General features: G+C 73.9%; 23 protein-coding genes. 7 read left to right on the forward strand and 16 right to left on the reverse strand.

Annotation, left to right across the window (positions count from 1 at the left end):
- Positions 1-137: 137 nt before the first annotated feature.
- Positions 138-1,034: a GNAT family N-acetyltransferase gene (locus tag GA0074704_RS00300; protein ID WP_088968627.1), complete on the forward strand. Its 897-nt coding sequence runs from the start codon at positions 138-140 to the stop codon at positions 1,032-1,034.
- Positions 1,035-1,041: 7 nt separating this feature from the next.
- Here GA0074704_RS00300 and GA0074704_RS00305 read toward each other — a convergent pair whose 3' ends face one another.
- Both GA0074704_RS00305 and GA0074704_RS00310 read right to left on the reverse strand, forming a co-directional pair.
- Complete coding sequence (locus tag GA0074704_RS00305; RefSeq protein WP_088968628.1) at positions 1,042-1,557, reverse strand: O-acetyl-ADP-ribose deacetylase; 516 nt, start codon at positions 1,555-1,557, stop codon at positions 1,042-1,044.
- Between the two features lies 1 nt (position 1,558).
- Positions 1,559-2,350, reverse strand: a complete 792-nt coding sequence (locus tag GA0074704_RS00310) for an EI24 domain-containing protein (RefSeq protein WP_088968629.1) — start codon at positions 2,348-2,350, stop codon at positions 1,559-1,561.
- 51 nt (positions 2,351-2,401) lie between these two features.
- Here GA0074704_RS00310 and GA0074704_RS00315 point away from each other — a divergent pair, with 51 nt between their 5' ends.
- Positions 2,402-3,424 (forward strand): helix-turn-helix transcriptional regulator, encoded by a 1,023-nt coding sequence (locus tag GA0074704_RS00315; RefSeq protein WP_088968630.1) that lies wholly within the window; start codon positions 2,402-2,404, stop codon positions 3,422-3,424.
- Here GA0074704_RS00315 and GA0074704_RS00320 read toward each other — a convergent pair.
- From GA0074704_RS00320 to GA0074704_RS00340, 5 genes are all read right to left on the reverse strand, one after another.
- Positions 3,415-4,335 (reverse strand): SDR family oxidoreductase, encoded by a 921-nt coding sequence (locus GA0074704_RS00320; protein ID WP_088968631.1) that lies wholly within the window; start codon positions 4,333-4,335, stop codon positions 3,415-3,417. The two genes, GA0074704_RS00315 and GA0074704_RS00320, sit on opposite strands and share 10 nt — an antisense overlap.
- A 66-nt stretch (positions 4,336-4,401) precedes the next feature.
- Positions 4,402-5,289, reverse strand: coding sequence for an alpha/beta fold hydrolase (locus tag GA0074704_RS00325; RefSeq protein ID WP_088968632.1), 888 nt, complete (start codon positions 5,287-5,289; stop codon positions 4,402-4,404).
- The gene (locus GA0074704_RS00330; protein ID WP_088968633.1) at positions 5,286-5,600 is read right to left on the reverse strand and encodes a DUF2516 family protein; all 315 of its coding nucleotides are present in this window, start codon (positions 5,598-5,600) and stop codon (positions 5,286-5,288) included. Before GA0074704_RS00330 ends, GA0074704_RS00325 begins: the two co-directional genes overlap by 4 nt.
- A gap of 74 nt (positions 5,601-5,674) precedes the next feature.
- Positions 5,675-6,328 (reverse strand): hypothetical protein, encoded by a 654-nt coding sequence (locus GA0074704_RS00335; RefSeq protein ID WP_088968634.1) that lies wholly within the window; start codon positions 6,326-6,328, stop codon positions 5,675-5,677.
- On the reverse strand, positions 6,325-6,933 hold the full coding sequence (locus GA0074704_RS00340; protein ID WP_088968635.1) for a helix-turn-helix domain-containing protein: 609 nt from the start codon (positions 6,931-6,933) through the stop codon (positions 6,325-6,327). Before GA0074704_RS00340 ends, GA0074704_RS00335 begins: the two co-directional genes overlap by 4 nt.
- A 116-nt stretch (positions 6,934-7,049) precedes the next feature.
- On the opposite strand from GA0074704_RS00340, the gene GA0074704_RS00345 reads away from it, so the two are divergent.
- The gene (locus tag GA0074704_RS00345) at positions 7,050-7,841 is read left to right on the forward strand and encodes an alpha/beta fold hydrolase (RefSeq protein WP_088973349.1); all 792 of its coding nucleotides are present in this window, start codon (positions 7,050-7,052) and stop codon (positions 7,839-7,841) included.
- A gap of 3 nt (positions 7,842-7,844) precedes the next feature.
- Here GA0074704_RS00345 and GA0074704_RS00350 read toward each other — a convergent pair whose 3' ends face one another.
- The 4 genes from GA0074704_RS00350 to GA0074704_RS00365 form a co-directional block, all read right to left on the reverse strand.
- The gene (locus GA0074704_RS00350; RefSeq protein WP_088973350.1) at positions 7,845-8,804 is read right to left on the reverse strand and encodes an asparaginase; all 960 of its coding nucleotides are present in this window, start codon (positions 8,802-8,804) and stop codon (positions 7,845-7,847) included.
- A gap of 95 nt (positions 8,805-8,899) precedes the next feature.
- The gene (locus GA0074704_RS00355) at positions 8,900-9,727 is read right to left on the reverse strand and encodes a BKACE family enzyme (RefSeq protein WP_088968636.1); all 828 of its coding nucleotides are present in this window, start codon (positions 9,725-9,727) and stop codon (positions 8,900-8,902) included.
- A 126-nt stretch (positions 9,728-9,853) separates the two neighbouring features.
- Entirely contained in the window at positions 9,854-10,966 is a 1,113-nt protein-coding gene (gene ygfZ / locus GA0074704_RS00360) for a CAF17-like 4Fe-4S cluster assembly/insertion protein YgfZ (protein ID WP_088968637.1), read from the reverse strand.
- Complete coding sequence (locus tag GA0074704_RS00365) at positions 10,963-11,367, reverse strand: Fur family transcriptional regulator (RefSeq protein ID WP_088968638.1); 405 nt, start codon at positions 11,365-11,367, stop codon at positions 10,963-10,965. Before GA0074704_RS00365 ends, ygfZ begins: the two co-directional genes overlap by 4 nt.
- 92 nt (positions 11,368-11,459) lie before the next feature.
- On the opposite strand from GA0074704_RS00365, the gene GA0074704_RS00370 reads away from it, so the two are divergent.
- Positions 11,460-12,311: an aminotransferase class IV gene (locus tag GA0074704_RS00370; RefSeq protein WP_088968639.1), complete on the forward strand. Its 852-nt coding sequence runs from the start codon at positions 11,460-11,462 to the stop codon at positions 12,309-12,311.
- Positions 12,312-12,358: 47 nt separating this feature from the next.
- Here the strand turns inward: GA0074704_RS00370 and GA0074704_RS00375 are convergent, their stop codons facing one another.
- Both GA0074704_RS00375 and mtfM read right to left on the reverse strand, forming a co-directional pair.
- Positions 12,359-12,961, reverse strand: a complete 603-nt coding sequence (locus GA0074704_RS00375) for an FABP family protein (protein WP_088968640.1) — start codon at positions 12,959-12,961, stop codon at positions 12,359-12,361.
- Between the two features lie 55 nt (positions 12,962-13,016).
- Entirely contained in the window at positions 13,017-13,121 is a 105-nt protein-coding gene (gene mtfM / locus GA0074704_RS29610; RefSeq protein ID WP_046570768.1) for a small membrane protein MtfM, read from the reverse strand.
- 12 nt (positions 13,122-13,133) lie between these two features.
- Here mtfM and GA0074704_RS00380 point away from each other — a divergent pair, with 12 nt between their 5' ends.
- The 3 genes from GA0074704_RS00380 to GA0074704_RS00390 all read left to right on the forward strand — a co-directional run bounded on the left by GA0074704_RS00380 (position 13,134) and on the right by GA0074704_RS00390 (position 16,010).
- Positions 13,134-13,508, forward strand: coding sequence for a DsrE family protein (locus GA0074704_RS00380; RefSeq protein ID WP_088968641.1), 375 nt, complete (start codon positions 13,134-13,136; stop codon positions 13,506-13,508).
- 67 nt (positions 13,509-13,575) lie between these two features.
- Positions 13,576-13,974, forward strand: coding sequence for an SCP2 sterol-binding domain-containing protein (locus GA0074704_RS00385; RefSeq protein ID WP_088968642.1), 399 nt, complete (start codon positions 13,576-13,578; stop codon positions 13,972-13,974).
- Positions 13,971-16,010, forward strand: a complete 2,040-nt coding sequence (locus tag GA0074704_RS00390; protein ID WP_088968643.1) for an amylo-alpha-1,6-glucosidase — start codon at positions 13,971-13,973, stop codon at positions 16,008-16,010. Before GA0074704_RS00385 ends, GA0074704_RS00390 begins: the two co-directional genes overlap by 4 nt.
- Before the next feature lie 160 nt (positions 16,011-16,170).
- On the opposite strand, the gene GA0074704_RS00395 is transcribed toward GA0074704_RS00390, so the two are convergent.
- The 3 genes from GA0074704_RS00395 to GA0074704_RS00405 form a co-directional block, all read right to left on the reverse strand.
- On the reverse strand, positions 16,171-17,034 hold the full coding sequence (locus tag GA0074704_RS00395; protein WP_088968644.1) for a hypothetical protein: 864 nt from the start codon (positions 17,032-17,034) through the stop codon (positions 16,171-16,173).
- A 92-nt stretch (positions 17,035-17,126) separates the two neighbouring features.
- A complete protein-coding gene (locus GA0074704_RS00400) occupies positions 17,127-17,450 on the reverse strand; it encodes a DUF1416 domain-containing protein (protein WP_088968645.1) in 324 nt (107 codons plus the stop codon).
- A gap of 2 nt (positions 17,451-17,452) precedes the next feature.
- Positions 17,453-18,301, reverse strand: a complete 849-nt coding sequence (locus GA0074704_RS00405) for a sulfurtransferase (RefSeq protein WP_088968646.1) — start codon at positions 18,299-18,301, stop codon at positions 17,453-17,455.
- Positions 18,302-18,386 lie beyond the last annotated feature (85 nt).

Here is an 18,386-nt window from a genome sequence, read left to right on the forward strand (position 1 = left end):
GCAGAGCAAAGCGTCGAGAGAGTTGGCTACAGGGCGGCCAGGAAGCCACACTGCGTAACCACGCCGTCCGATCACCCATCGTGAGGTTCGCCGGAAACCTTTCGCCGTTTTCGGCGCGGTCCATCTAGTTTCTCCACATGCTGATCCGCACCGCTCATCCGCAGGACGCCGCCGAGGTGGTCGCGCTGCGCGCCCTGGTCCACCCGTACCTGCTGCGCGGGGTCGAGTCGACCCGGAACATGATCGCCCACCCGCCGCCCGGGGAGGAGTGGACCGCCTGGGTGGCCGAGGCCGACGGTCGGGTCGTCGGCTGGGCGTCGGCGTACCGGAACGTCGAGACCTCCGAGTCGGGCGTCGGGGAGATCTCCACCCTGCACGTCCACCCGGAACACCGGCGACGCGGCCTGGGCACCGGACTGCTGGACGCGGCACTGGGCCACCTGCGGGCCATCGGCGCGCGGCGGGCCCTCACCTCGTGCCGACCGGAGTCGCTGCCGTTCGCCCGCCGGCACGGGTTCACCGCCAGCCGGGAGCTGCGCTACTCGGCGCTGGGCCTGCGGCCCACCCCACCGATGCCGGCGGCCCCGCCCGGCGTACGCCTGCTCTCCGCCGCCGAGGTGGACCCGCACCTGCTCCACGAGGTGGACGCCGCGGCAGCGTCGGACGAGCCGGGCGACGTCCCAACGGTCGGGATGGACTTCGACCTCTGGCGCTTCGAGGTGTGGGAGGACCCGGGGCTGGACCAGCACGCCACCACCCTCGCCGAGGTCGACGGGGAGCCGGCCGCGGTCACGCTGGTCAAGCGGGACGGGGAACGGATGTGGTCGGCGTTCACCGGAACCGTGCCGCGCCACCGGGGTCGGGGCCTGGCCACGCTGACGAAGCGGGCCGCCCTGCACCGGGCCGCCATCGGTGGAATCACCGTGGCGTACACCTCGAACGACGAGAAGAACGCGCCGATGCTGGCGGTGAACGTCGGGCTCGGCTACCGGCCGGTGGCCGCCCACTGGACCGTCCTGCGGGACCGCCTCTGACCGCCGCTCAACCGGCGTCGAGCACGCGGCGCGCGGTGGCGTACGTGTCGGCGCCGAAGAGCACCAGCCTGGCCTCGGTGACGCTGGTCGGGGTGGCCGCGCGCAGCACGGTCAGCGCCTGGCGCACCGCGTCGTCGAGCGGCCAGCCGTACACGCCGGCCGAGACCAGTGGGAACGCCACCGTGGCCGCGCCCAGTTCGTCGGCCACGGCCAGGCTGTTGGCGTAGCAGTCCCGCAGCAGCGCCGACCGGTCCTCGGTGGCCGAGAAGACCGGGCCGACGGTGTGCACCACCCAGCGGGCCGGCAGGTCACCGGCGGTGGTGGCGACCGCCTGCCCGGTCGGCAAGCCGCGCCTGTACCGGGACGCGCGCAGCGCCCGGCACTCCGCCAGGATGGCCGGGCCGCCCCGGCGGTGGATCGCGCCGTCGACTCCCCCGCCGCCGAGCAGGGAGGAGTTGGCGGCGTTCACCACCACGTCGACCGCCTGGGCGGTGATGTCCCCCTCGACCATCCTGATCTCCATGTCAGTCCTCCTCGGTGTGCTGGCCGAGCGAACGGCGGGTGAGCAGGGTGGCGCCGGCGACGGCGGCCGGCATGACCAGGATCGCGCCGAGCGGGATCAGGAAGCAGACGAAGACCGCCACCCCGAAGCCGAGGGCGGTGGGCCGGTCGGCCTTCAGTGTGGCCCGCCGGTCGGGCAGCCGCAGGCCACGCCGGGAGAACGGCGCCCCGACCAGTTCCACGGCGAGCAGCCAGCCGCCGACCGCGCCGCCGATCACCGGCACCACGGTCTGCCCGACCACTGGGATGAACCCGGCCGCGAAGAGCGGGATGCCGACCAGTACGGAGAACCCGACCAGCCGCAGCGAGTCGGCCACGCTGCGACGCAGCGACGCCCAGAACGGGACCTCCACCGCGCCCGGGGTGCCACCGAGGCGGTCCTCCACCCGCTCGGAGATCTTCTCGTAGAACGGGTCGCCGATGGCCAGGGTGAGCGCGGTGAAGGTCACCACGCCGAGCAGCCCACCGACACCGACGAAGGCCAGTCCGGCGATCACCCGGACCAGGCCGCGCGCGGTGCTCGACCAGCCGTCGGCGAACGGCGTCGCCCAGGCGGCGAGATCGTCGGCGAAGTACACCAGGGCGCCGAGCGCGGTGAGGAACAGCGCGCCGGAGATGAGCGCCGGGATGACGCCGAGCAGCATCAGGCCGGGGCTGCGGACGTACAGGCCGAGGCCGCGCAGGAGCAGTCCGGCCCCGCCGAGAAAGCGGCGCGCGGCGCCGGCCACCGGCGCGATGGTGCGGGGTGCGTTCACGATCGCCGAGCCTAGCGGCCGCCCGCACCCCCGTCCTTGCACAATGGGCGGGTGCGGGCCGCCCGGTTGATCTCGTTGCTGCTGTTGTTGCAGTCGCGGGAGACGATGACGGCGGCGGAGCTGGCCCGGGAGCTGGAGGTCTCGGAGCGGACGGTCTACCGGGACGTGCTGGCGCTGCACGCCGCCGGCATCCCGGTCTACGCCGACCGGGGCCGGGCCGGCGGCTACCGGCTGGTCGGCGGCTACCGGACCCGGCTGACCGGGTTGACCCGGGACGAGGCGGAGGCGCTCTTCCTGTCCGGCCTGCCCGGCCCGGCCGGGGAGATGGGGCTGGCCGACGCGGTGGCGTCCGCCGAGCTGAAGGTGCTCGCCGCGCTGCCGCCGAGCCTGCGGGACGCGCCCGCCCGGGCCGGGCAACGCTTCCACCTGGACGTGCCGGGCTGGTTCCGGGAGTCGACGCCGCCGCCGTGGCTGGCGGAACTGGCCCGGGCGGTGTGGCGGGACCGGGTGGTGGAGCTGCGCTACCGGCGCGGCGAGCGGGAGGTCGAGCGCCGGGTCGAGCCGTACGGGCTGGTGCTCAAGAACGCGGTCTGGTACCTGGTCGGCCGGGTCGGCGACGGGATGCGGACGTACCGGGTGGACCGGGTGGTCGGCGTGGATCCGGTGGACGACGGGACCTTCGACCGGGACGAGGGTTTCGACCTGGCCGGCTACTGGCGGGAGCAGGCCGAGCTCTTCCTCCGGGGCATGCTCCGCGAGCGGGTCACCGTCCGGCTCAGCCCCGCCGGCCTGCGCGCGCTGCGCTGGACCGCCGAGGCGCCCTTCGCGTACGACGAGGCGGTGGTCGCCGCCGGCGAACCCGACGGGCAGGGCTGGGTGGTCACCCGGTTGCCCGTCGAGTCCGTGCCGGTGGCGTACCACGTGCTGCTGGCGCTGGGCCCCGAGGTGGAGGTGCTGGAGCCACCGGAGCTGCGGGCGCGGTTCGCCGAGGCGGCCCGCCGGTCGGCGGCGCTGTACGCCGGGCCGGCCGCGGCCGCCCCGAGTCGGCCGCGGCCCGGCCCGGGTCAGCGGTAGCCGGTCACGTCCGCCGGCCGGCCGGCGTTGACCACCTCCACGATGTAGCGGAAACCCTGCGGCCGGCTGCCGTCGAGGTCGGTGAAGCCGTACTCCGTGGCGAGCTCGCCCGAGTCGGTGGACCGGCCGTTCCAGCGCGCCCGGTCCGGGTCGGCGGCCAGGGCGGCGATCGCCCGCCCGACGTACGCCGGGGTCTCCGAGATGGCGAAGTGCGGGTCCTTGGCGGTGCCGTCGCGCCAGTTGGCCTCGGTGACCCCGAAGTGCTCCAGCATCAACTCGGAGCGGATCCAGCCGGGGCTGATCGCGACGGCGGTGCAGCCGTGCGGCTCCAACTCGTGCGCCTGGGTGAAGGCCAGCCGGTTCACCGACACCTTGGCCAGGTCGTAGAAGACGGAGAGCCGGTAGTTGGTGTCGTTGTACGCCTTGGTGCCGTCACCGATCTCCACCACCAGGCCACCGGGGTTGCGGATCAGCAGCGGCAGCGCGAAGTGGCTGGTGATGATGTGGGTGTCGACGGCCAGCCGGAGGGTACGGAAACCGGCGTCCAGGGGCTGTTCCCAGACCGGCTTCTCCCAGGTGATCAGGTGGTCGCTGCCCCACACGTCGTTGACCAGCACGTCGAGTCGGCCCTGTTCGGCGTCGATCCGGGCGACCAGGTCGCGGACCTGCTCGGGGACGAGGTGGTCGACCTGGACCGCGATGCCGGTGCCGCCGGCCGCGGTGACCAGCTCGGCGGTCTCCTCGATGGTCTCCGGCCGGTCCATCTCCGAGCGGTTGGCGCGGGTGCTGCGGCCGGTGGCGTAGACGGTGGCCCCGGCCGCGCCGAGCTGGATCGCGATCTGCCGGCCGGCGCCCCGGGTCGCCCCGGCCACCAGCGCGACCTTCCCCGTGAGTGGTGTCGTCGTCGTCATGGCACCAGCCTGACCGGGGTACCTGACAGTCCGCGTCAGCTTTTCCCGACGGATTTCGCCACGGGGTCAGCCGTTGAGGAAGCCGGAGATCCGTTCCCGCAGGTCGGCGCGTTCCGACCAGAGCACGCCGGGCCGGTCGTACACGTGCAGGGTGGCGTCCGGGAGCGCGGCGGCGAGCTCCTCGGCGACCGCCGCCGGGTGCAGGTCGTCCCCGGCGCAACCGATGACCAGCGCCGGGGCGGTGACCTTCGCCAGCACGGCGGTGTCGGTCAACGGCACCTGCTCGGCCAGCCCGGCCAGGCCGGGGGCGAGCCCGTCGCGGAGCAGCTGGTCGAGCCGCTGCCGCAGGTACGCCCAGCCGGCCGGGGTGTTGCGTACGGCGGGCGGCAGCTCGACCGAGACCACGTCGGCGAGCAGGGAGGCGTCCCCGCTTCCGACGGCGTCCAGCAGGTCGGTGATCCGCCGCCGGGCGACCTCGGTACGCGGTGCGGCGAGCGCGGCCGGCAGGAAGAACACCAGCTTGTCGAAGCGATCCGGGCTCTCGGCGAGCAGCCGGCACAGCGCGCCGGCGCCGAGGCTGGCGCCGAACGCCCGGGTGGCGCCGCCGAGGTCGGCGACGGTCCGCAGGTCCCGGGCCAGGTCCAGATAGCTCCACGGACCGGGCGGCGAGTCGGAGCGGCCGTGCCCACGGAACTGGAAGAAGACCTTGCGGCCGGCGACACCGCTGCCGAACGGGCGGGTGGTGGCGATGCCGTTGCCCAACCCGTGCGCGAACACCGTCACCGGGTCACCGGTGCCGGTGACCAGCCGCTCCAGTCGTACGCCGTGCGGGGTGGCGACCAGCTCGGTCTCCGGCTCGGGCAGTGCCGGCCGGCCGGTCCGCGGCCCACCCGGGCCCGGGCCCCAGGTGCGGGGCCCGCCGTCCGGCGGTGGGGGCCAGCGGAAACTCCTCACCAGAACCCTTTGCCGTCGTGCAGGTCGCGCAGCCCGACCCGGACGTCCAGCAGGTAGATCAGGCCGGCGGCGATGCCGACCAGCCCGAAGAGGCTGATCGGGCCGAAGCCGAGCAGGGTGAGCACCATGCAGACCGCGAGGATGGCGATCCAGCCACCCTTGGGCAGGGTGCCGATCGCCGGGAAGGCGTCGGACCGCTGGGTGATGGCATGCACCAGCGCGACGCCCTGGATGATCAGCGCGAACACGAGCAAGATCAGCTCGATCACGTAGCGGACGTCGAGGAAGAAGATCGGCGCGGCGTAGGCCATGCCGGCAATGGTATGCCGACGCCCCCGGAAACGTCCGACAGGACGCATCCGGGGGCGTCGGCGGTTGGTTCGGGTTACTCGGCGGCCGGGCGGGTCCGCTTGGTGGCCTTCGGCAGCTTCGCCGACGGGGTGGCCTTCGCCGCGGTCGACCGGGGCGCCCGCGGGCGGGTCGCCTTCGGCTTGGCCTCGACGATCTCGGCCACCTCGGTCGGGCTCGGCGCCTCGACGCTCGGGGCGGTGGCGGTCGCCGCCGGGGTCACGGCGGCGGGGGCCTCGGTCGCCTCGATGTCGGCGTTCACCGTGTCGGCGGCCTCCAGCACGCCGGCGCCGACGACCCGCTCGCCCCGGGCGACCAGCTCGGCGTACGCGGCCAGCGCCCGCTCCTGGGCGGCCTGCGCGCCGGCCAGGACGACGGCGGCGTTGCGGGTGGCGACGACGCGGAGCTTGTCCAGGTCGGTGGCCTCGCGGAGCTTGTCCAGGTCGGCGGCCGGGACGGCCTTCTCGCGCAGGCCGGTCGCGGTCTGGTTGGCGGTGCGCAGCGTCTCGGTGGCCTTCTGGCGCAGCTCGACGCCGGTCACGACGGCCTTGCCGCCGAGGTCGGCGACGACCTTGCCACCGAGGTCGGTGACCACGGCGGGGAGCTTGCGCAGCTGCTGCAGGGCGAGTTCGCCGGCGCCGGCGGCGGCGTAGAGCGGGGCCGGGATGCGGTTGGTCTTCGGCTGGGTCATGACTGCTTCTCCTCCTCGGCCGCCGCGGCGGCCCTGGTGTCGGGGGTGCTGGTGGTGGGGGCCGGTGCCGGGCCCGCCTCGGTGACGGCGACCGACTCGAGTACGGCCTCGGTCGGTGTGCCGTCGGACGTGGTCGGACCGGTGGCGGCCGGGGTGACGGTGGCCGCCGCGGTGCTCGGCTCCGCCGGCGCGCTCGGCGCCGGCGTGCCGTCGGTGGTGGTGGCGCCGGTGGCCTGGTCCGCCGCGGCGGTCGCCTCGGCGAGGCGCGCGTTCTCCCGGCGGAAGGTCTCGTAGATCTGGGTGAGCGACTGCTTCTGCGCCATCGTCAGGTCGGGGTCGACGGCGATCGCCGCGAGCACCCCCTGGCCCTCCTTGTCGTCCAGCAGTCCGGCGCGCAGGTACATCGCCGGGGTGGAGACCCGCAGGGCGCTGGCCAGCTGCTGGAGCACCTCGGCGCTCGGCTTGCGCAGGCCGCGCTCGATCTGGCTCAGGTAGGGGTTGCTGACACCTGCCTGCTCGGCGAGCTGGCGCAGCGAGATCTTCGCGTTGCGCCGCAGGTCACGAATGAACCCGCCGACGTCGGGAAGGTCCTTGGGAGTGGCCATACCCCGACGCTAACTCCCTCTGCTAGCTCCTGCAAGCAGATCGCTAGCCGGAGTTAGCAAGGTCTCAGATCACCGTTGCGTACCTGCCGTCCCGTCCGTACCGTCGCGCCGTGACCATGATCGAGGTGAACGGCGCCCAGCTCGCGTACGACGAGGCCGGCAGTGGCAACCCGGTGGTGCTGGTGCACGCCGGCATCGCCGACCGCCGGATGTGGCGGGGCCAGGTGGACGCGCTGGCCGCCCGGCACCGGGTGATCGCGGTGGACCTGCGCGGGTACGGCGACTCCGAACTTCCCCCCGCCCCGTTCGCCCACCACGACGACCTGGTCGGCCTGCTGGACGCGCTGGGCATCGACCGCGCCGCCCTGGTCGGCTGCTCGTTCGGCGGCCGGGTGGCGGTGGACACCGCGCTGGCCTACCCGGAGCGGGTCTCCGCTCTGGCCCTGTTCGGGGCGCCGGTCTCCGGCAACGAGTGGTCCGAGGAGACCGAGCAGCTCTGGGAGGAACTGGTCGGCGACGTCGACCCGGAGGACTTCGCCGCCACCGCCGCCGGCGAGGTGCGGTTCTGGGTGGTCGGCCCCACCCGGAAGCCGGCCGACGTCGACCCGGAGCTGATCCGCTTCGCCGAGGAGATGGACCGCCGGGCCCTCGCCGCCGAGCAGGCGCTCAGCGCCGTCGAGGTCGGCGAACTCGACCCGCCGGCCGTCGACCGGCTCGCCGAGCTGGCGATGCCGGTGCTGGTCGGTGCCGGCGCCGACGACCTGGCCGACATCCGCCGGCTGGCCGACCGGATCGCCGCCGAGGCCCCGCGGGGCGTACGGCTGCCGGACGTCCCGGACGCCGGGCACCTGCTCCCCCTGGAACGCCCCGAACCGGTGAACGCCGCCCTGCTCGACTTCCTGCCCTGACGGTCACCAGAGGGAGCGGACGGCTCCCACCGGAACACCGCCGCCGAGCAGCGGGATCTCGGCGTACTCGGTGAGCACCGGGGCGTCGACGCCGAGCCGGCGCAGCGCCGCGACCAGCACGGGCATCCGGGCGCGGGACGCGCCGTCGTCGATCTTGAGCGCGACCGCCCCGACGCCCGGCAGGGCCACCGCGATCACACCCTCCGCGCCGACCTTCGCCAGCAGGCCGGGCACGCCGCGCATCACCCGGGTGTCCTCGGCCTGGGTGCCCCCGACGATCTCCGGGTACGCCCGCATGGCGTCGGCCACGGTCCGCCCCTCGGTGCCCGGCTCGGCGGAGACCAGCCGCAGGAACGCCCGGGCCAGGCCGGTCAGCGACACGGCGAGCACCGGCGCGCCGCAGCCGTCCACCCCGACCGCCGCGGCCCGCTCGCCGGTGAACTCCTCGACCGCGGCGGTCAGCCGCTGCTGCAGCGGGTGCCCGGGCCGCCAGTAGCCGTCCAGCGGCCAGCCGTTCGCCAGGCAGGTGAGCAGCATCCCGGTGTGCTTGCCGGAGCAGTTCATCTGGATCCGGGTCGGGCCGCCGCCGGCCCGCAGCACCGCCTCCCGGGCCAGCTCCCCCACCGGCAGCTCGGGCGGGCAGTGCAGCGCCGACGGGTCCAGGCCGGCGGAGCGCAGCAGGGCGGCGACCCGTTCCAGATGGAACTCCTCGCCGGCGTGGCTGGCCGAGATCAGCGCGACGTCGGCCGGTTCGGTCAGCGACAGGCCGGCACGGAGCATCCCCACGGCCTGCATCGGCTTGTTGGACGAGCGCGGGAAGACCGGGGACGCGACGTCACCGGCGGTGGCCACCGGTGCGCCACCGGCGTCCAACACCACCACCGAGCCGCGGTGGAAGCCTTCCACGAAGCCGGACCGGACCACCTCGGCGAGCGGCACGCCGCCCTCGTACGTCTTTCCCACGAGGTGGAAGGTACCGAGGACGCCGACGGGCCCGGCACCGGGGTGACCAGCGGCGGGGGCCGGCACCGTACAGGGGCGCCGGCCGGGGGTGCGGCTTACAGGCCGAGCAGCGTACGGGCCTCGGCGGTGGTCAGCGGCGGACGCTGGGCGAGCTGGGCGAAGCCGACCGCGCGGGCGACCAGCTGCATGTTGGACTCCACCGGCCGGCCCTTGGCGTAGGTGACCGTGTCCTCCATGCCGACCCGCAGGTGACCGCCGGCCGACAGCGACGCCAGCATCACCGGGATGGTGCTGCGGCCGATGCCGGTGGCCGAGAAGGTGGTGCCCTCGGGCAGGTCGCGCAGCATCTGCTCGGCGGCGACCAGGGTCGCCGTGGTGCCCGGCATGCCGCCCGGCACGCCCATCACGAAGTCCACGTGCACGTGCCCGCCGTGCGGCAGGCCGTACTTGCCGAGCAGGCGCTGGAGCGCGGTGAGGTGGCCGAGTTCGAAGATCTCGTACTCGGGGACGACGCCTTTCTCCTGCATCCGGGTGTGCAGGTCGACGATGAACTCCCAGCGGTTGAGGAAGACGTCGTCGCCGAAGTTGACGGTGCCCATGGTGCAGGACGCCATGTCGGGGCCGGCGTCGAGCACCGCCAGCCGGGCGGACTCCGGGTCGGTGACCGCGCCACCGGAGGAGAGCTGGACGATCAGGTCGGTGCTCTCCCGCAGGGCGGTCACGGTCTCCCGCAGGCGCCCCTGGTCGAGGGTCGGCTTCGCCTCGTCGTCGCGGATGTGCACGTGGATCACGGCGGCGCCGAGCGCCTCGCACTCCTTGGCGGTGAGCACCAGCTCGTCGAGGGTGACCGGCAGCGCCGGAACCTCGGCCTTGGCCGACTCCGCACCGGTGGGGGCAACCGTGATCAACGTCCCTGTCGTCATGTCGGGATCCTAGCCGTCCGACCCACCGCAGGTCGACGGCCGACGGCGGGCCAGACGGGAAGAATCACGCGCCAGTCGCCGCGCGGACGGAAGAATTCCGGTAGCGGCGGCACCCGCACGGCACCCTTACTCCGGGTCGATGGCCGCGGCGCTCTCGCCCACCAGCAGGTGGGCGTCGTCGGCCACGTTGCGCTTCACCACCGCCAGCGCGATCTGGCCCAGCTCGTGATGGTGCACGGCCGACCCCACGAAACCCACCGCCCGGCCGTCGAGGGTCACCGGCGTGCCGGCGGCCGGCGGCTGGTCGGTGGTCACCCCGTCCAGGTGCAGGAGTACGAGCCGACGGGGCGGCCGGCCCATGTTGTGCACCCGGGCCACCGTCTCCTGGCCCCGGTAGCAGCCCTTGTCCAGGTGCACGGCCGGGGCGATCAGGTCCACCTCGGCGGGGATGGTCCGGTGGTCGGTGTCCACCCCGACCCGGGCCCGGCGGGCGGCCACCCGCACCGCCTCGTACGCCCACAGCCCGGCCACCGGCACCCCGGCGCCCCGCAGCCGCTCCACCACCTCGGCCATCGTCTCCCGGGGGACCAGCAGGTCCACCCCGAGCCCTACCCGGCGGGCCCAGCCACCGGCGGGCAACTGCCGGACGTCGTAAAGGACGGTGGGACGGGCCGGCAGCTCGCCGGCGCGGAACTTCGGACCCGGCACGGCGACCACGTCCGGGGCGGCCAGGTCGGCGACGCCGAGCGTCCCGGCGGCGGCCGCCGCCTCCGGCCCGACCAGCGACAGCAGCGCGTGCTCGGCGGTGGCGTCGCGCGGCTCCACCTTGCTGAAGAACCGCATCCGCTCCAGGTACGCCAGCAGCCCGGCGGTCGCCTGCGGCTCGGTGTCCAGCCAGGTGGTCGTGCCGTCCTCGGCGACCATGGCGTGCTGCTCGACGTGCCCGTGCGGGGAGAGCACCAGCAGTTCGGTGCCCTGGCCGGCGTGCAGCGTGGCGAGGTGCTGGCTGGTCAGGGTGTGCAGCCAGCCGATCCGCTCCTCGCCGGGGACGGCGATGACACCCCGGTGCGAGCGGTCGACCAGGCCGACGCCGGTGCTCAGGGTGCGCTGTTCCCGCATCGGGTCGCCGTAGTGGGCGGCCACCGACCGCACCCCGGCGGCGCGGTGCGCCGGCTCGGGCTGGTCCCGGGTCTGGTCGTCGACGGCCTCGGTGGCCACCGCGCCCGCGATGTCGATCATTTGGCTTCCCCGTCCTCGCACTTGCCGCAGACGCCGAAGAGCGCCACGTGCCCGATGTCCACCCGGAACCCGCGCTGGGCCGCCAACTGGTCGGCGAGCGGACCGAGCAGCTCCCGGTCGATCTCGTCGATCGCGCCGCACTCCCGGCAGACCAGGTGCACGTGCTGGTGATCACCGGCCGCGTGGTAGGTCGGCGACCCGTGCGACAGGTGGGTGTGGGTCACCAGGCCGAGCCGTTCCAGCAGCTCCAGGGTCCGGTAGATGGTGGTGATGTTCACCCCGGCGGCGACCTCACGGACCGCCGTGTGGACCTGCTCCGGGGTGGCGTGCCCGAGGTCCAGCACCGCCTGGAGGATCAGCTGACGCTGCGCCGTCAGCCGCAGCCCACGGGCGCGGAGCATTTCCGCGAGGGAGGATTCGGACACCGTCCGATCATAGTTCGGCCGCCCGCCGGACCTGAGGGTCGCGCCGCCCGCCGCTACGCTCGGCGGTCATGACGGCATCGAGAATCGCCGTGCTCGGGCAGGGCGTCGTTCCGGCCGGCACGACGGTGCTGCGCGGCGACGACCTGGGCGTGCTGCGCGGCGACGGGCTCTTCGAGACCATGCACCTGCGCGGGGGGCGGCCCTGGCTGCGCGACGAGCACCTGGCCCGGCTGCGCCGGGGCGCGGCGGCGGTGGAGTTGCCGCTGCCCGCCGACGAGGCACTGGTGGAGCTGCTGGAGACCGTCGCCGACGGGTGGCCGGCGGAGGTGGAGGGCGCGCTGCGGCTGGTCTGCACCCGGGGGCCGGAGGGCGGCGGCCTGCCCACCGTGTACGCGACCCTCAACGAGGTGGCGTCGTCGTCCCGCCGGGCCCGCCGCGACGGGGTGACCGTGGCCACCCTCCCGCTGGGGGTGCCCGCCGCCACCCGGCCGGAGCTGGACTGGCTCCCCGCCGGGATCAAGTCCACCTCGTACGGGGCGAGCACGGCGGCCCGCCGCTGGGCGACCCGGCACGGGGTGGACGACGTGCTCTGGGTCTCCAGCGACGGGTACGTGCTGGAGGGGCCGAGCGCCAACGTGGTGTGGCTGGCCGGCGACACCCTCTGCGGCGTGCCGGCCGCCACCACCGGCATCCTGCCCGGCACCACCGCCGCCTGGCTGCTGACCCACGCCGCCGCCGAGGCCGGCTGGGCGGCGGCCGAACGGCTCGCCACCCCGGCGGAGCTGCTCGCCGCGGACGGGCTCTGGTTCACCTCGTCCGTCCGCGGCCTGACCGAGTTCCGCTCCCTGGACGGCAATCCGGTCCCCCGGTCACCGCACACGGCCACCCTCCAGGCCCTGCTCGGCTTCCCCCTCCCCTGACCGGGCACGGGTCGGCCACGCCGGCCCGGAGGCTGACCGGGCACGGGTCAGCCGCCGACGCGGACCAGCCGGGCGGAGAGGTGCGGGCTCAGGGCGTGGCCCATGGCGGCCATCTCCTGGGCGTAGAGCAGCGCGCCCTCGACGATGCCGAAGAGCCGGGCACCGGCGGTGACCTCCTTGGCCGTCGCCGTCCGGACCACCGCGTCGGTGGAGAACTCGATCTGGGTGCCCTTGCGCTTGCCGATGTGCAGCTCCATGACCCCGGTCGGCACCGTCATCAGCGCCTCGATCTCGTCGGTGGCCCGGTCGCCGTTCATCACCGGCCGCCACCAGCCGACCTCCCGGCCGGCGGGGCGCACCGGCCGGGACTGCTCGTCGAGGATCCAGGCCCGCGACTCGTAGAACAGGAACGGCCGGCCGTCGTGGCTGATCCGGATCTCCTGGGCGAAGTCGAAGTCCTCGATGTCGGGGAAGCCGCCCCGCCCGCGGCCCCGCCACTGCCCGACGTACGGCAGCAGGCCGTCCAGCGCCGGGTGCAGCTTCGGGCCGACCCGCAGGTCGTGGCTCTCCTCGTACGGGTACGGGTCGACCGGCGGCGCGTTCAGCCACGGCGGCTGAAGCGGATTCTCGCCCGAAGGGTTGGAGCTCACTCCGTCACCTTCGTTCGCAACTGCGGGGCTCGCAAAACCGGCTCACTCCTCGTGCTCACCATTTTCCTCTCGAGATGCGAACTGCGAGGTACACCAGGCCGCCGGCGAGCGCGCCGAGGCCGGCGACCAGCAGGCTGACGAACCCGATCTCGGTAACCATCCCGGCCATCCTATGCTGGGCCCCATGGCCCGCTCCCTCGTCGTCAAGGTCACCGCGGGGGCGGACGCCCCCGAGCGGTGCGCCCAGGCCTTCACCGTCGCCGCCACCGCGGCCGCCGCCGGGGTGGACGTCTCGCTCTGGCTGACCGGTGAGTCCACCTGGTTCGCCCTGCCCGGCCGGGCGCAGCAGTTCGAGCTGCCGCACTCCGCGCCGCTGGCGGAACTGCTGCACGTCGTGCTGACCACCGGCCGGGTCACCGCCTGCACCCAGTGCGCCGCCCGCCGGGACATCGGCCCGGACGACGTGCTGCCGGGCGTACGCATCGCCGGTGCGGCGGTCTTCGTCGAGGAGGCCATGGCCGACGACGCGAAGGCATTGGTCTACTAGCGCCACGACGCCGGGCGGCTGTGTCGATACCGGCCCGCGTACCTCGGCCGCTGCCTACGATTCGGATGTGACTGAAGCGACCGAGCGGTTCTTCGCGTCGCTGGCCACCCGTGCACCGGCCGCCCTGCGCAACTCCGAACTGCTGCGCCCCGTGCTGACGGGCACCCTCCAGATCGACCTGGTCGAGGGGCCGGTCACCGACCACTGGCGGGTGGCCATGTCGCCCGGCCGCGCGGAGGTCACCCGGGCCGACGGCGAGGCCGACGCCAAGTGGACCAGCAGCCCGGGCCTGTTCGACCGGCTGGTCAAGGGCGAGACCCAGGCCATCGCGGCGGTCATCCGCAACGAGGCCACGTTCAGCGGCAACGTCCTGCTGTGGCTGATGTTCCGCCGCTTCTTCCCCGACCCGCCCGGCGCCCGAGACCCTCGTCGGGCAGCCCGGGAACGGACCGGACGGTCCCGGTGAAGCAGCTCGTCAGCATCCTGGACGGCAACACCTTCCTGGTCAGCGATCGGCGGGGGGACATCGAGCCGTCGCACGACCGGCCCACCGGCCTGTTCTCGTTCGACACCCGGTTCCTGTCGACCTGGCTGCTGACCGTCGACGGGCAACGGCTGCACGCCCTGTCCGTGGACGACGCGAAGTCGTACCAGACGAGGTTCTTCCTGGTCCCCGGCGAGCCGACGCACTACCTGGACGCCCGGGTGTCGGTGCTACGGACCCGGACCATCGGCGGCAGCTTCGACGAGAACATCACCGTGCTCAACCACACCCGCGAGGAGGCCGACTTCACCGTACGGGTGGAGATGGGCGCCGACTTCGCGGACATCTTCGAGGTCAAGGACGTGCTGCGGAAGAAGGGCCGGACCGAGGCGACCGTGGAACCGGACACCCTGCGGTTGACCTACCGGCGGGAACAGTTCCGCCGGCAGACGGCGATCAGCAGCAGCGCCCCGGCCGAGGTCGACGAGCACGGGATGACCTTCCGGGTCCGGGTGCCACCGCACGGCGAGTGGACCACCCACCTGCACGTCACCACGCTGATCTACGGCGCGCGCGACGAGGACATCCGGGCCACCACCCCGCTGGGCGGCCAGCGGTCGGTGGGCTCCATCCGCGCCGAGCAGGACGAGCTGATCTCCCGGGCGCCGAAGCTCGGCTGTGACTGCGAGCCGCTGGCGACCGCGTACACGCGCAGTCTGCGCGACCTGGCGCTGCTGCGGTACGAGTCGATCACCTTCGGCAACCGGCTGCTCGCCGCCGGCCTGCCGTGGTTCATGACGCTGTTCGGGCGGGACAGCATCTTCACCTCGTTGCAGGTGCTGCCCTTCCTCCCCGACCTGGTGCGGCCGACGATCACCCTGCTCGCCGGCCTGCAGGGCACCCGGCTGGACGACTTCCGCGACGAGGAGCCCGGCAAGATCCTGCACGAGCTGCGCTACGGCGAGACGGCCGGCTTCGAGGAGCAGCCGCACAGCCCCTACTACGGCTCGGCCGACGCCACGCCGCTCTTCGTCATCCTGGTCGACGAGTACGAACGCTGGACCGGGGACGGCCAACTGGTCCTCGGCCTGGAGGACCACATCCGCAAGGCGCTGGACTGGATCGACACGTACGGTGACCTGCTGGGGACCGGCTACATCTGGTACGAGACCCGCAACCCGGACACCGGCCTGCCGAACCAGTGCTGGAAGGACTCGCTGGACTCGATCTCGTTCCGCGACGGCACCCTCCCCGCGTTCCCGCGCGCCACCTGTGAGATGCAGGGTTACGCGTACGACGCGAAGCTGCGCGCCGCTCGGATGGCCCGGCGGTTCTGGAACGACCCGGCGTACGCCGAGCGGCTGGAACGGGAGGCCGCCGAGCTCAAGGAGCGCTTCAACCGGGACTTCTGGCTGCCCGAGCGGGAGTACTACGCGCTGGCCCTGGACCCGGAGGGTCGGCCGGTCGACGCGCTCGCCTCGAACATCGGCCACCTGCTCTGGAGCGGCATCGTCGACCCGGAGCGCGCCGGCAAGATCGCCGGGCACCTGCTCGGCCCGGACCTCTTCTCCGGTTGGGGGGTACGCACCCTGGCCCAGGGGCAGGGCCGCTACAACCCGATCGGCTACCACGTGGGCACGGTCTGGCCGTTCGACAACTCGATCATCGCCTGGGGCCTGTGGCGGTACGGGCTGCGCGACGAGGCGGGCCAGATCTGCCGGGCGATGATCGAGGCGGCCAAGTACTTCGGCGGGCGGCTGCCCGAGGCGTTCGCCGGGTACGCGCGGTCGTTGACCGACTATCCGGTGGAGTACCCCACCGCGTGCAGCCCGCAGGCCTGGTCGGCGGGGACCCCGCTGCTGATGCTGCGGGTCCTGCTCGGCCTCCAGCCGGAGGGCGAGCACCTGATCATCGATCCGCTGGTGCCGCCGGGCATGGGCCGGATCGAGCTGCTGGACATCCCCGGCCGGTGGGGGCGGGTCGATGCCCTGGGCCGCAGCCGCGACGAGACCGGCTGACCGCCGGGCCCTCATGCTGCCGGACCCCGCGCACCGCCGGGCTCCGCACACCGGCGGGCTCCGGGCGCGCGCAGTTTCCTGGTTGTAGTGGCCTCACGGCCCCTGCAAGGCCACCACAACCAGGATCTTGTGCGATCTCGCGGGTTGTCCGCCCGGCCGGTCAGGCGGGGCAGCCGGTCGAGGCGGCGAGGCGTACCTCGTCGCCGGCCCGCTCGACGACGACGCTGACCGCGCCGCTGCGCCAGGCGTACACCTCGGGGGTATCCCGCACCGTCGAGTCGCCGGCGAGCGGCGCGAGCGCGGCCAGGGTGGCCGGGGCGGGCCCGGTGGCCCGGACGGTGCGGGTGTTCGTCCCCTCGCCGGCGGGGCAGGGGGCGGCGGTCAGCTCCGGTCGCGGCGCGGCCGGCAGGCCCAGGGCGCGCAGGGCGTCGGCCAGCGCGGCACCCTCCGGCCCGGCGGAGGCGGTCGGCGGCCGGTAACCGGCGCCGACCGGGCGGCAGCCGGTGTCGGCGGTGAGCAGCACCCGGCCGGGGCCGGCCGGACGCCCCCGCACGGCGACGAACCCGCCCGCGTCGCCCCACAGCCGGGCTCCTTCGCCGGTGACCCGGACCCCGGCCCGCCAGTCGCCCGGCAGCCGGGCCGCGACCCGTTCCAGCAGCCCGCGTACGTCGTCCCCGGCGAACTCGACGGCGACCGCGCGTTCCAGCGCGGCGCCGTCCTCCATCGGGGTGATCCGACAGCCGGGGGTGACCCGGGCCGGGGCCAGCGCCACCGCGCCCGCGTCACCCACCGCGGCCAGCAGCTCGCCGACCGCCCGGTCGACCACCGGGCCGGCCTGGGCCAGGTCCCGCTGCTCGCGGACGGTGGGCGGGTCGTCCCGCACCGACACCCAGACGAGCACGCCCAGCAGCACGGCCCAGACGACGGTCAACGCCGGCAGCCAGCGCGCCCACCCCCGGGTCGGCCCCGGCGGCTCGCCCGGACCACTCGGCGGGGCCCACCCCGTGGAGACAGCACCGCTCACCCGCTCATCGTGTCACGCGCCCGCCGGGCAAACGGTCGGGGCCGGTCACCCCCGTCCAGGGGTGACCGGCCCCGGGCCGATCAGGGTGTCGGTCAGGCCGCGACGGTCACGGCGACCTGGTTGATGCCGCGCTCGGCGGTCACCGCGGTGTCGCCGTTGCCGAGCCGGGACAGCGCCCGCAGCGTCCAGGCGCCGGGGGCGGCGAAGAAGCGGAACTGGCCGGCCGGGGAGGTCACCACCTCCGCGGTGAACTCACCGGTCGAGTCGAGCAGCCGGACGTACGCGCCGGGCACGGCCTCGCCGGAGGCGGCCTGCACGACACCGGTGATGACGGTTTCCTTCTCCAGGTCCAGGCTGGCCGGCAGCGGGGCGGCCTGGTCGGGTGCGGCGCACCCGGCAGCGGTCGGAGCAGTCATGATCAGGCCTCCCCGGGCTCGTCGCCGAGCGCCACCGGCACGCCGACCAGCGAGCCGTACTCGGTCCAGGATCCGTCGTAGTTCTTCACGTTGCGGTGCCCGAGCAGCTCCTGGAGCACGAACCAGGTGTGCGAGGAGCGCTCGCCGATCCGGCAGTACGCGATGGTCTCCTTGCCGTCGTCCAGGCCGGCCGCCGCGTAGATCTTGCGCAGCTCGTCGTCGGACTTGAAGGTGCCGTCCTCGTTGGCCGCCTTGGACCACGGGACGCTGATCGCGGTCGGCACGTGGCCGGCCCGCTGCGCCTGCTCCTGCGGCAGGTGGGCGGGGGCGAGCAGGCGGCCCGCGTACTCGTCGGGGCTGCGCACGTCGACCAGGTTCCTGGTGCCGATGGCGTCCACCACCTCGTCGCGGAACGCCCGGATCGAGGTGTCCGGCTCCTGCGCGACGTACTGCGTGCGCGGGCGCTCCACCTTGTCGGTGACCAGCGGGCGGGCGTCCAGCTCCCACTTCTTGCGACCGCCGTCGAGCAGCTTGACGTCGCGGTGGCCGTAGAGCTTGAAGTACCAGTACGCGTACGCGGCGAACCAGTTGTTGTTGCCGCCGTAGAGGATCACGGCGTCGTCGTTGGCGATGCCCCGCTCGGACAGCAGCGCCTCGAACTGGGCCTTGTTCACGAAGTCCCGGCGGATCGGGTCCTGGAGGTCGGTCTTCCAGTCGAGCTTGATCGCACCGGCGATGTGGCCGGTGTCGTACGCCGAGGTGTCCTCGTCGACCTCGACGAAGACGACGCCCGGGGCGTCGAGGTTCTTCTCGGCCCATTCGGCCGAGACGAGTGCGGTGTCGCGACTCATCTGATCACTCCCTGGTGAGGATGGACGGTGAGTCGGCGCGTGCGGTTCGAGATGGTGATGTCGCACCACGCGCGCGACCCAATGG

Origin of the sequence: Micromonospora siamensis, from assembly GCF_900090305.1 — a bacterium.
Classification (GTDB): domain Bacteria; phylum Actinomycetota; class Actinomycetes; order Mycobacteriales; family Micromonosporaceae; genus Micromonospora; species Micromonospora siamensis.

Coding starts and splice junctions, on each gene's coding strand:
- GA0074704_RS00300 (WP_088968627.1), top strand. CDS start 138: ATGCTGATCCGCACCGCTCATCCGCAGGACGCCGCCGAGGTGGTCGCG.
- GA0074704_RS00305 (WP_088968628.1), bottom strand. CDS start 1,557: ATGGAGATCAGGATGGTCGAGGGGGACATCACCGCCCAGGCGGTCGAC.
- GA0074704_RS00320 (WP_088968631.1), bottom strand. CDS start 4,335: ATGACGACGACGACACCACTCACGGGGAAGGTCGCGCTGGTGGCCGGG.
- GA0074704_RS00330 (WP_088968633.1), bottom strand. CDS start 5,600: ATGGCCTACGCCGCGCCGATCTTCTTCCTCGACGTCCGCTACGTGATC.
- GA0074704_RS00335 (WP_088968634.1), bottom strand. CDS start 6,328: ATGACCCAGCCGAAGACCAACCGCATCCCGGCCCCGCTCTACGCCGCC.
- GA0074704_RS00340 (WP_088968635.1), bottom strand. CDS start 6,933: ATGGCCACTCCCAAGGACCTTCCCGACGTCGGCGGGTTCATTCGTGAC.
- GA0074704_RS00345 (WP_088973349.1), top strand. CDS start 7,050: ATGATCGAGGTGAACGGCGCCCAGCTCGCGTACGACGAGGCCGGCAGT.
- GA0074704_RS00355 (WP_088968636.1), bottom strand. CDS start 9,727: ATGACGACAGGGACGTTGATCACGGTTGCCCCCACCGGTGCGGAGTCG.
- ygfZ (WP_088968637.1), bottom strand. CDS start 10,966: ATGATCGACATCGCGGGCGCGGTGGCCACCGAGGCCGTCGACGACCAG.
- GA0074704_RS00365 (WP_088968638.1), bottom strand. CDS start 11,367: ATGCTCCGCGCCCGTGGGCTGCGGCTGACGGCGCAGCGTCAGCTGATC.
- GA0074704_RS00370 (WP_088968639.1), top strand. CDS start 11,460: ATGACGGCATCGAGAATCGCCGTGCTCGGGCAGGGCGTCGTTCCGGCC.
- mtfM (WP_046570768.1), bottom strand. CDS start 13,121: ATGGTTACCGAGATCGGGTTCGTCAGCCTGCTGGTCGCCGGCCTCGGC.
- GA0074704_RS00380 (WP_088968641.1), top strand. CDS start 13,134: ATGCTGGGCCCCATGGCCCGCTCCCTCGTCGTCAAGGTCACCGCGGGG.
- GA0074704_RS00400 (WP_088968645.1), bottom strand. CDS start 17,450: ATGACTGCTCCGACCGCTGCCGGGTGCGCCGCACCCGACCAGGCCGCC.
- GA0074704_RS00405 (WP_088968646.1), bottom strand. CDS start 18,301: ATGAGTCGCGACACCGCACTCGTCTCGGCCGAATGGGCCGAGAAGAAC.